This window comes from Blautia sp. MSK17_66, from assembly GCF_020538025.1.
Lineage (GTDB): Bacteria > Bacillota > Clostridia > Lachnospirales > Lachnospiraceae > Blautia_A.
In genome coordinates this window covers 98736-109501 of record NZ_JAJBNQ010000010.1, presented here as the reverse complement: position 1 = coordinate 109501, position 10766 = coordinate 98736, and the positions used below count along the sequence as shown (strand labels likewise).

Annotated in this window: 9 protein-coding genes; 8 read left to right on the top strand and 1 reads right to left on the bottom strand. The window is 41.5% G+C overall.

What is annotated here, in order from left to right:
* Positions 1-250: 250 nt before the first annotated feature.
* The 4 genes from LIR34_RS07190 (at position 251) to iadA (ending at position 4922) form a co-directional block, all read left to right on the top strand.
* A complete protein-coding gene (locus LIR34_RS07190) occupies positions 251-1537 on the top strand; it encodes a DNA polymerase Y family protein (RefSeq protein WP_173902495.1) in 1287 nt (428 codons plus the stop codon).
* Complete coding sequence (locus LIR34_RS07185; protein WP_173902496.1) at positions 1524-2093, top strand: NUDIX hydrolase; 570 nt, start codon at positions 1524-1526, stop codon at positions 2091-2093. The genes LIR34_RS07190 and LIR34_RS07185 overlap by 14 nt, the downstream gene beginning before the upstream one ends.
* A 142-nt stretch (positions 2094-2235) precedes the next feature.
* Entirely contained in the window at positions 2236-3756 is a 1521-nt protein-coding gene (gene yfcC / locus LIR34_RS07180) for a putative basic amino acid antiporter YfcC (RefSeq protein WP_161284228.1), read from the top strand.
* A gap of 17 nt (positions 3757-3773) precedes the next feature.
* Complete coding sequence (iadA, locus tag LIR34_RS07175) at positions 3774-4922, top strand: beta-aspartyl-peptidase (protein WP_161284287.1); 1149 nt, start codon at positions 3774-3776, stop codon at positions 4920-4922.
* Positions 4923-5030: 108 nt separating this feature from the next.
* Here the strand turns inward: iadA and LIR34_RS07170 are convergent, their stop codons facing one another.
* Positions 5031-5864 (bottom strand): AraC family transcriptional regulator, encoded by an 834-nt coding sequence (locus LIR34_RS07170; protein ID WP_161284231.1) that lies wholly within the window; start codon positions 5862-5864, stop codon positions 5031-5033.
* A gap of 381 nt (positions 5865-6245) precedes the next feature.
* On the opposite strand from LIR34_RS07170, the gene gnpA reads away from it, so the two are divergent.
* The 4 genes from gnpA (at position 6246) to LIR34_RS07150 (ending at position 10744) form a co-directional block, all read left to right on the top strand.
* The gene (gene gnpA, locus LIR34_RS07165; RefSeq protein ID WP_161284232.1) at positions 6246-8402 is read left to right on the top strand and encodes a 1,3-beta-galactosyl-N-acetylhexosamine phosphorylase; all 2157 of its coding nucleotides are present in this window, start codon (positions 6246-6248) and stop codon (positions 8400-8402) included.
* Positions 8403-8546: 144 nt separating this feature from the next.
* Entirely contained in the window at positions 8547-9581 is a 1035-nt protein-coding gene (locus LIR34_RS07160; RefSeq protein ID WP_161284289.1) for an alcohol dehydrogenase, read from the top strand.
* 32 nt (positions 9582-9613) lie between these two features.
* Entirely contained in the window at positions 9614-10342 is a 729-nt protein-coding gene (locus LIR34_RS07155; protein ID WP_173902497.1) for a nitroreductase family protein, read from the top strand.
* Between the two features lie 240 nt (positions 10343-10582).
* A complete protein-coding gene (locus LIR34_RS07150; RefSeq protein ID WP_161284236.1) occupies positions 10583-10744 on the top strand; it encodes a rubredoxin in 162 nt (53 codons plus the stop codon).
* Positions 10745-10766 lie beyond the last annotated feature (22 nt).

The following is a 10766-nucleotide window of genomic DNA, read 5'->3' as shown; positions in this document are numbered from 1 at the left end:
AAAAACTGGAAAATACAATAAAGGATTATGTGGAAGAGGATATAAAGAAAAAGGAGATTTTGAACAGGGAACAGGTTCTGTAAGTCTTCATATCTGTTTTGGAGAAGAACTCAAAGTGATCGACCAGAAATGGCTGCTCAGGACAAAATATCAGAAAAAAGAATAAGAAATATAAAATAAGCAGATTGTCTGATGATAAGATGATATAATTAAGAGAGACATATTCAGAATACTGAAAGGAAGATGAAATATGAGTCGTTTGATTTTTCATATAGATGTAAACAGTGCATTCCTTTCATGGGAATCTGCGCGGAGAGTAAAAGAAGGTTTGCCGGATCTGAGGGATATTCCGGCTTGCATCGGCGGCGATCCAAAGAAACGGACAGGAATCGTAGTGGCGAAATCAATTCCGGCAAAGAAATATGGAATTCAGACGGGAGAGCCGATGGCAATGGCCCTCCGCAAGTGTCCGGAGCTTGTGATCGTGCAGAGCGATTTTGAACTCTATGTAAAATGCTCCAGAGCTTTCAAAGAAATCTGTGCATCTTACACACCAATCATGGAATCATTTTCTATTGATGAGGTTTTTCTGGATATGACAGGAATGTCATTGCTTTATCCGGATCCGATCGCGGCTGCTCATGAAATCAAAGACAGGATACACAGAGAACTGGGATTTACTGTAAATGTGGGAATTTCCACAAATAAATTACTGGCCAAAATGGCATCTGATTTTGAAAAGCCAGACAGGGTCCATACTTTATTTCCGGAGGAAATTGAGTCCAAGATGTGGCCGCTTCCGGTAAGAAACCTGCTTTTTCTTGGAAAGGCTTCAGAGAAGAAACTGAACGAAGTCGGAATCCGCACGATCGGAGATCTGGCACATGCACGAGAAGCAGATATTCAGGCACTATTGGGCAACAAAAACGGACATCAGCTTTACCAGTATGCTCTTGGAAACGATGATTCACCGGTCAGGGAACAGGCTGATGAGGCAAAGGGCTTCAGCGCGGAGACAACATTCAATGAAGATATTATCTCATTGGAACAGGTGTTTCCGATTCTTCTGGAGCAGTGTGATATTGTAACAACAAGAATGCGCAGACAGCAGAAAAAATGTCTGTCTGTAGCTGTTACTTTCCGTACATTGGACTTCAAAAAGAGATCACATCAGGCTACCTTTCAGAATGCAACCGATGTGACAGATGAAATCTACAGACAGGCAAAAAAATTATTCAGAGAGTTCTGGAAGGGCGAACCACTCAGGCTGATAGGAGTAACACTGACGAATCTTTCCGATGACGAATATGAGCAGCTATCGTTGTTCGAAAATACCGAAAATAAAGAACGTCACAGGAAATTAGATGCAGCACTGGACAGTATCCGCCAGAAGTACGGTAATGACAAAATCACCCGTGCGAGCATTATGAACAGCAATTCAGGTATTGCACGAAAAGCCCGTGCACAGATGCAGAATGAACTCGAAGTAAGACATAGAAAACAGGCAGAGAAAGGCAAAGATAATGGAAATATTTGATATCATAGACGAAAACGGAAACCCCACAGGCAAAACAGTAACCCGCGAAAAAGCCCATACAGATGGAATTTCACACAGAACGGCCCATATCTGGATCATCCGTAAAAAAGACGGCAGAGCACAGGTTTTGCTTCAGAAACGTTCCATGAATAAAGATTCCTTCCCAGGTAAATTTGATACCTCATCTGCGGGGCATATACAGGTCGGTGATGAGCCGCAGGAATCTGCAATCCGTGAACTGCATGAGGAACTGGGAATCCAGGCTTCACCGGACCAGATGGAATTTGCTGGAACTTTTCCCATCTCCTTCGAAAAAGAATTTCATGGAAAAATGTTTCGCGACGAAGAAATTGCATTTGTATATATCTATGATCAGCCAGTAGATATCAGCAAGCTGGTTTTGCAGAAAGAAGAAGTAGAAGCCGTGGAATGGTTTGACTTCGAAGAAACATGTGAGGGATGCAGAAAAAACAGAGACAAATTCTGCGTGCCGAGTGGTGGATTTGAGGTGGTGAAGAAATATCTGGAGAGGCAGAATCAGCAGATAAAAGAATAACTTTATGGTCAGAATGATTTTATAAGGCAATTTGTGGATAAACCTCAAGAAGTCTCTCTCATGTTAATTTTTGGGTTACTTTTTCAGGGTTTTATGTTAGACTGTCAATGTATATTAAAAAAGAGTGGAGGGAAACTCGAGTATGAGTAAAAAACAAGGAGAAGGTTTGAAATCATTCAACAAGGGATTTCAGGTTCCGGATACCTACATTATTATCTTTTTTGTAGTTGTTATCGCGGCAGTTATGACATTCCTTGTGCCGAAGGGCTACTACGAAACACAGGATGTTTCGTACATGATCAACGGGGTTGAGAAGACCCGTACCGTAATCAAAGACGGAAGTTTTCAGTATCTGAAGGATGATGCGGGAAATGTAGTGACTGAGGGTGTTGCGCTTTTCAGTGGAGATGGCGGAACAGGATTTTTCAATTACATGTACAATGGAATTGTAAACAGTTCTGCTATTGAGATCATTGCATTTCTTATGATTGTTGGTGGTGCGTTTGGTATTATGATCCGTACAGGTGCGATCGAAGCAGGTCTGATCGGACTGATACGTAAGGCAAAGGGAGCAGAAAAACTGCTGATTCCAGTACTTTTTGTACTGTTTTCTCTTGGCGGTGCTGTTTTTGGAATGGGCGAAGAGGCTCTTCCATTTACTATGATTCTTTGTCCGTTGTTTGTCGCAGTCGGATATGATACAGTAATTGCAGTACTGGTTACTTACGTTGCAACACAGATCGGTTTCGGTTCATCCTGGATGAATCCATTTTCTGTAGGTATTGCACAGGGTATTGCTGGTATCGATGTATTTTCCGGCGCAGGCTTCCGTATGGTGATGTGGGTTGTTTTCACAGGACTTGGATGCGGAATGACAATCTTTTATGCAGCCAAAGTAAAAAAGAATCCGAAAATTTCTGTTGCGTATGAATCTGATCAGTACTTCCGTGATCAGAACGAAAAAACTGGTATTGATGAGGGCCATTCTTTTGGTATCGGACATATCCTGGTTCTTCTGACACTGGCTGCTACGGTAATCTGGGTAATCTGGGGCGTTATGACCCAGGGTTATTATATGCCTGAAATTGCCACACAGTTCTTTATTATGGGAATCGTTTCCGGTGTGATCGGAGTCATCTTTAAATTAAATGACATGAGGATGAATGACATTGCAAGTTCCTTTAAGGACGGTGCCAAAGACCTGATCGGTGCGGCTCTTGTTGTTGCTATGGCACAGGGTATCATGCAGGTTCTCGGTGGTTCTGATCCGACAACACCAACTGTTATCAATACGATCATGTATAATATTTCCAATGCACTGGCAGGTGTTTCCGGAGCAGTTGCAGCAGTACTTATGTATCTGTTCCAGTCTGTATTTAACTTCTTCGTTGTTTCCGGAACAGGACAGGCTGCTATCACAATGCCGATCATGGCACCGCTGTCTGACCTGTTAGGCGTTACACGTCAGACTTCCGTACTTGCGTTCCAGCTCGGTGATGCATTTACAAACCTGATCGTTCCGACATCAGGATGTCTGATCGGTTCCCTGGCAATTGCAAAGATTGAATGGTCCAACTGGATCAAATTTATGTGGAAATTCCTTGGTGTATTGATGATCGGTGCTGTTATAACAATACTGATTGCCGTTGCAATCGGATTTTAATTGAGAGTGAGATTATGATGAAACTAATTCAGAATATTGATGTATATGCTCCGCAGCATCTGGGAACAAAGGATGTACTTGTGATCAATGACAAAATCGTAAAAATTGCAGATGCAGGTACGATACTGGCAGAGGGATTTCTTGCTGACGCAGAGGTGATCGACGGAAGTAATCTGCTTTTGACACCAGGTTTTATTGACAGTCACGTTCATGTACTTGGAGGTGGTGGAGAAGGTGGATTCGCAAATCGTACTCCGGAAGCAACTCTTGAAGGGCTTACGAAATTTGGCGTAACAACAGTTGTTGGTTGTCTGGGTACAGATGGAATCGGCCGGGATATGTGTGCTCTTGTCGCAAAGACAAAGGGATTGAATGAACAGGGAATGTCAGCTTACTGCTATACAGGAAGCTATCAGATTCCGGTTCACACACTGACAGACAGCATAACGAAGGATATCATGATGATCCAGGAAATCATCGGAACAGGAGAAATCGCTATTTCGGATCATCGTTCTTCACAGCCGACATTTGAGGAATTTACACGTGTAGTTGCAGATACGCGGCTTGGTGGTGTCCTTTCCGGGAAAGCCGGTATAGTAAATGTTCATCTCGGTGACAGCAGGAGATGTATGGATCTTATTGATCGTGTGATCGATGAGACAGAAATACCGGCATCCCAGTTTCTTCCGACACATATCAATCGAAATGAAATGCTTTTCTGTAAGGCAATCGAGTATGCGTTGAAGGGTGGAGCAGTCGACTTTACCGGGAACGAGGATATTGATTACTGGGAGACAATCTGTGATGAGGTGCGTGTATGCAAGGGCATGAAGCGTATGCTGGAGGCCGGCGTTGATCCAAAACGAATGACGATTTCTTCTGATGGACAGGGAAGTCTGCCAATGTACAGTAAAGATGGAGAATTCCTTGGAATGGGAGTGGGTCAATCCAGCTGTCTTCTGAAGGAAGTAAAAGAATGTGTATTTAAGGCAGAAATCCCACTGGAAATCGCACTTTCCACGATCACATCAAATCCGGCAGAAATCCTTCATCTCAATGGCAAAGGTAAAATTGAGGAAGGATACGATGCGGATCTGTGTATTCTGGACCAGAGCCTGCAGCTTGTTGAGGTAATAGCCAGAGGCAAAACAGTATATACAAAGTAAATTAAGAGTCATAATTAAAATATCCGGTGCAGAACATATACGTTATGAACCGGATATTTTTTTGCTTTAGAAATTAGTCTACAATGTTCTGATGAAGGCAGATTAAATCTATTCCTTTCTTTTTTTCTTAAGCTTGCGGTAAGTTCCGGCAGTCATGCCGCAGGATTTACGAAAACTCTGGGACAGATAACTCTGGGAAGAGAATCCTACAAGATGTGCAATGTCTGAAATTCCGTAATCGGTATTTTCCAGGAGTTCTTTACACACGTCAATTCGTTTTCGACTCAGATAATTTATGGGAGAGATTCCGTAATATTTTGTGAATTCATGACTTAGATAGTACTTGTTCAGATGACTGAGTGCAGACAGATGATCAAGGTTAATATTCTCACTATAATTAGAATCAAGATAACGTTTGATATAAGCACATTCCTTACTGGGGTGTTGTGCGGTGATCAGTTCAAAAGGAGAATCTGTAATTCGCTGAAGCTGCAGAATCAGAATGTGCAGCAGGTAGTTGCAGATTTTTTCGTATCCTTCGGACTGCTTATCCAGTTCCTGAAACAGGGAGTTAAAGTAAAAAAGCAGATCTGCCTCTTTTTTTCTGCAGTTGAAAATGCGATATTCTTTCTGATCATTAAAAGAGAAGCATACCCCTTCTACTCCTACGGTGAAATAGCTGAGAGGCGGTGTCCCTTTGGAAATCTCCGTGTGGTTGATGTGAGGATTGACAATGATCAGATCATCTTTGGAAATAGGATAGATCTTGTCCTCAAGCAGAAATTCACCTCGTCCATCTCGTACATAAAACAATTCAGTAAATGCATGAGAATGGGGAATGCTTGGCCAGTCACCTTCGTAGCGGGAAGAAGATGCATTCAGAAGTGTGACATCCTGTGAATCGGTATCCTCAGGGCTGAAACGAAGAGAGTGTGAGCTCATAAAAGGTTCCTCCTTTCATCAAAAATCTTATGCTGATTTCCCAGTTTATTGTGCTCGTTGACAATTTAGTAATTTTGTTCGAAATAAAAATACAAATAAAAATATAATGATAATAACATATTTCGTGTTCAGATGAAAAAATTGAGGTAAATGCACAAAAAATATAAAAAGATAAAAATATAATAGGCTATTATGGCTAAAAATAGATTGCTTATAAAAATAATAATAACGTTTTTGGATATAATATCATAATCTTGTTCGAAGAGCAAGATTTCTAAAAAACAAAGCAAAAAGTGAATTGAAAAAGGAAGGTAAAGAACGTATTCTATAAACAGTGAAAAGAAACAGAAAGTTCTACTTAATTTTCCAGGAGGAGATAAAATGAAAAAAGGTCGTGTAACAATACCAACTAATTTAGATGTAGTACCGCAGACACTGGAAATGCTCGATGAGTGGGGAGCGGACGCGATCCGCGACTGTGATGGAACAGAGTTTCCACAGGAATTAAAAGAAACTGGTGCCAAGATATATGCAACTTATTATACAACCCGTAAGGATAATGCCTGGGCAAAGGCAAATCCGGAGGAAATCCAGCAGATGTATATCATGACATCTTTCCATACAGCTACATCGGATAAACTGGAGATCCATCTGATGGATCATCTGTATCCGGATATGCTGGCAGTAAATACGAGAGACGATATTTACAGATGGTGGGAAGTTATGGATCGAACCACCGGAGAAGCAGTGCCGACAACTCAGTGGAGCTATGTCGAAGAAACAGGTAATGTAGTACTCAGAGCTGCAAAGCCATTTCATGAATATACGGTAAGTTTCCTGGCATATATTATGTGGGATCCGGTACATATGTACAATGCAGTAGTAAATGAATGGAAGGATGTGGAACCACAGATCACATTTGATGTGCGTCAGCCGAAAACAAGAGCATATTCTATGGAGCGTCTGCGCAGATTTCTGGACACACATGAGTATGTAGATGTCGTACGATTTACTACTTTTTTCCATCAGTTTACCCTTATATTTGATGAACTGGCAAGAGAAAAATATGTAGACTGGTTTGGATATTCTGCATCTGTAAGCCCATATATCCTGGAGCAGTTTGAGAAAGAAGTGGGTTATCCTTTCAGACCGGAATATATCATTGATCAGGGATATATGAACAACACATACAGAATTCCATCAGCAGAATTCAAAGATTTCCAGGCATTCCAGAGACGGGAAGTAGCGAAGCTTGCCAAAGAAATGGTAGACATTGTTCACGAGTACGGAAAAGAAGCAATGATGTTCATGGGAGATCATTGGATCGGTATGGAACCTTTCATGGATGAATTTGCATCTATCGGACTGGATGCAGTAGTAGGAAGTGTTGGAAACGGTGCAACCTTACGTCTGTTCAGCGATATTAAGAATGTGAAATATACAGAAGGAAGATTTCTTCCGTATTTCTTCCCGGATACTTTCCATGAAGGGGGAGATCCTGTAAAAGAGGCAAAAGTAAACTGGGTAACCGCAAGAAGAGCAATTCTGAGAAGCCCGATCCAGAGAATCGGCTACGGTGGATATCTGAAGCTCGCACTGGAATTTCCGGATTTTGTACAGTATATCAAGGAAGTTTGTGATGAATTCCGTACCTTATATGACAACATTCAGGGAACAACTCCTTATTGCGTGAAGAGAGTAGCGGTTTTGAACTGCTGGGGAAAAATGCGCTCTTGGGGAAATCATATGGTGCATCATGCGATCTATTATAAGCAGAATTATTCTTATTTCGGAATTATAGAAGCATTGAGCGGGGCACCGTTTGAAGTATCCTTTATCAACTTTGATGATATCCGTGAGAACAGAGATCTGCTGAAGAATTTTGATGTTATCATCAATGTCGGAGATGCAGATACCGCACAGTCAGGTGGTGAAAACTGGATCGATGAAACGGTCATCACTGCGGTCAGAGAATTTGTATATAATGGCGGAGGTTTTATTGGAGTAGGTGAACCGGCAGCTCATCAGTGGCAGGGTAAATTCTTCCAGTTGGATGATATCCTTGGTGTGGAAGAAGAGCGAGGATTTAATCTTAATACGGATAAATATAACTGGGAAGAACACAGAGAGCATTTTATCCTGCAGGATACTGACGGAGATGTTGACTTCGGCGAAGGCAAGAAGAACATCTATGCATTGCCGGAAACAGACATTCTGATCCAGAAAGATCAGGAAGTGCAGATGGCTGTGAAGAGTTTTGGAAAAGGAAGAGGCGTATATATCAGCGGCCTTCCATACAGTTTCAAAAACAGCCGTGTACTCTATCGTGCGGTTCTCTGGTCTGCGTCTGCTGAGAAAGAACTTCATTGCTGGTACTCCACGAACTATAATGTGGAAGTACATGCTTATGTGAAGAATGGTAAGTACTGTGTGGTTAATAATACTTATGAGCCACAGGATACGACTGTTTACAGAGGCGACGGAAGTAGTTTTGAACTTCATCTGGAAGCAAATGAAATTAAGTGGTATCAGATCTAAAAGAAAAATCAAATATATAATAAGAAAAAGATGGTTATCATTAGCCATCTTTTTTCTTTGGGTAAAAAAATGAAAATATACAAAGTTTATGTGTTTTCTGGTACAATTAAAATAAAAATGATGGAGAAAGAGATGGGGGAAATAATGCAGGCTTACACATATGTTTCAGAAGGAAAATTTGAATTAAGAGAAAAACCAAAACCAGTGCTTATGCATGAAAGAGATGCAATCGTAAAAGTAACACTTGCCAGTATCTGCTCAAGTGATCTGCACATCAAACATGGGAGTGTTCCTCGTGCGGTTCCGGGTATAACAGTTGGACATGAGATGGTAGGAATCGTGGAGTCAGTTGGCAGTGCTGTAACTAAAGTAAAACCGGGAGATCGAGTGACGGTAAATGTAGAAACTTTTTGTGGAGAATGTTTTTTCTGTAAAAAAGGCTATGTAAATAACTGCACAGATAAGAATGGTGGCTGGGCGCTGGGCTGTCGTATTGATGGGGGACAGGCGGAATATGTGCGAGTGCCTTTTGCAGATCAGGGGCTGAATAAGATCCCGGAAGAGGTTACGGACAGACAGGCGTTGCTGGTAGGGGATGTTCTCGCTACCGGCTACTGGGCTGCACGTATTTCTGAGATCACAGAGGAAGATACGGTACTGGTTATCGGTGCAGGTCCTACAGGTATCTGTACCTTGCTTTGTGCTATGCTGAAGAATCCGAAGCGTATTATTGTATGTGAAAAGGATGAAAACCGTATCTGTTTTATTAGGGAACATTATCCGGAGATTCTTACAGTTTCTCCGGAAAAATGCGAGGAGTTTGTTCGGGATAACAGTGATCATGGAGGAGCAGATGTGGTTCTTGAAGTTGCGGGTGCAGAATCCACATTTCGTCTGGCCTGGGAATGTGCAAGACCAAATGCGGTCGTAACAGTGGTTGCACTTTATGATAAAGCACAGACCTTACCTCTTCCGGAAATGTATGGCAAGAATCTTACATTCAAAACAGGCGGCGTGGATGGCTGCGACTGCGAAGAAACATTAAAGCTGATCGCAGAAGGCAGAATCAATACAGAACCACTGATCACACATACCTATCCACTCAGCAGAATTGAAGAGGGATATGATCTTTTTGAAAATAAGAGAGATGGTGTGATCAAAGTGGCAGTGGAATGCTGATAAAGAAGCATGTAAAGGAGAAAAAATCTGAAATGAATGAAATTATAGAGAGTTTATATCGCAGAAAGTCAGTGAGGGTATATGAAGACAGAGCGATTCCGGAAGAAATGAAGGATATGATCCTGGAAGCTGCAATGCAGGCTCCGACAGCAGGATGTCAGCAGTTATATACAATTCTGGATATTACAGATCAGGAGTTAAAAGAAGCACTGGCAGAAAGCTGTGATCATCAGCCGTTTATTGCAAACGCACAGATGGTTCTGGTATTTTGTGCAGATTGTAAGAAATGGTATGATGCTTATCGGGAAGCCGGCTGTGAACCGAGAAAGCCAGGTGTGGGTGATCTGATGCTTGCAGTGACGGATACTGCCATTGCAGCACAGAATGCTGTGGTGGCGGCAGAAAGTCTCGGGATTGGTTCTTGTTATATCGGTGATATTATGGAAAATTACGAAGAACAGAGGAGACTTTTGCAGCTTCCCGGATATGTATTTCCGGCAGTCATGCTGGTATTTGGCTGGCCGACTGAGCAGCAGGTACGGCGGCAGAAGCCGGAACGATGCGAGCGGAAACATATCGTGCACGAAAACGGATACCGCAGTATGGATGGAGATGAACTGAGGGAAATGTTTGCGTATAAGCATAAAAATCATACCTATGAGGAATGGTGCAGTGCATTCTGCAAACGCAAGTATAATTCAGACTTTTCAAAAGAAATGAGCAGATCGGCAGCAGAATATCTGGATCAGTTTGAAAAATAAAAAGTGCGCTGAATTCTTTGCGTATAGAAAAAAATGAATAACTCCAGGCAATAAGCAAGTTATGAAACAAATAAAATAGTAATAATTACTAATATTATATTGACATCTATTTCAAATAGATATATAATCTTATCAGACAATAACTTATAACAAAAGCAAAACTAGCGTCAGCTATAGAAGACAGAAATTACAAATATTCTATGTATAAATTTTGCAAAGATAGTAAAGGAGGAACTTATAATGAAATATGTATGCGATGTTTGTGGTTGGGAATATGATGAAGAAGAAGGATATCCGGAAGGTGGTATTGCACCAGGAACAAAATGGGAAGATGTTCCGGATGATTTCGAATGTCCATTATGCTCTGTTGGAAAGGATCAGTTCTCAAAAGTTGAAGACTGAAAATTCAGCATATTTATAAGGT

Bases quoted from the DNA above. Each gene is read 5' to 3' on its own strand.
- LIR34_RS07190 (WP_173902495.1), top strand. From the start codon at position 251: ATGAGTCGTTTGATTTTTCATATAGATGTAAACAGTGCATTCCTTTCA.
- LIR34_RS07185 (WP_173902496.1), top strand. From the start codon at position 1,524: ATGGAAATATTTGATATCATAGACGAAAACGGAAACCCCACAGGCAAA.
- yfcC (WP_161284228.1), top strand. From the start codon at position 2,236: ATGAGTAAAAAACAAGGAGAAGGTTTGAAATCATTCAACAAGGGATTT.
- iadA (WP_161284287.1), top strand. From the start codon at position 3,774: ATGAAACTAATTCAGAATATTGATGTATATGCTCCGCAGCATCTGGGA.
- LIR34_RS07170 (WP_161284231.1), bottom strand. From the start codon at position 5,864: ATGAGCTCACACTCTCTTCGTTTCAGCCCTGAGGATACCGATTCACAG.
- gnpA (WP_161284232.1), top strand. From the start codon at position 6,246: ATGAAAAAAGGTCGTGTAACAATACCAACTAATTTAGATGTAGTACCG.
- LIR34_RS07160 (WP_161284289.1), top strand. From the start codon at position 8,547: ATGCAGGCTTACACATATGTTTCAGAAGGAAAATTTGAATTAAGAGAA.
- LIR34_RS07155 (WP_173902497.1), top strand. From the start codon at position 9,614: ATGAATGAAATTATAGAGAGTTTATATCGCAGAAAGTCAGTGAGGGTA.
- LIR34_RS07150 (WP_161284236.1), top strand. From the start codon at position 10,583: ATGAAATATGTATGCGATGTTTGTGGTTGGGAATATGATGAAGAAGAA.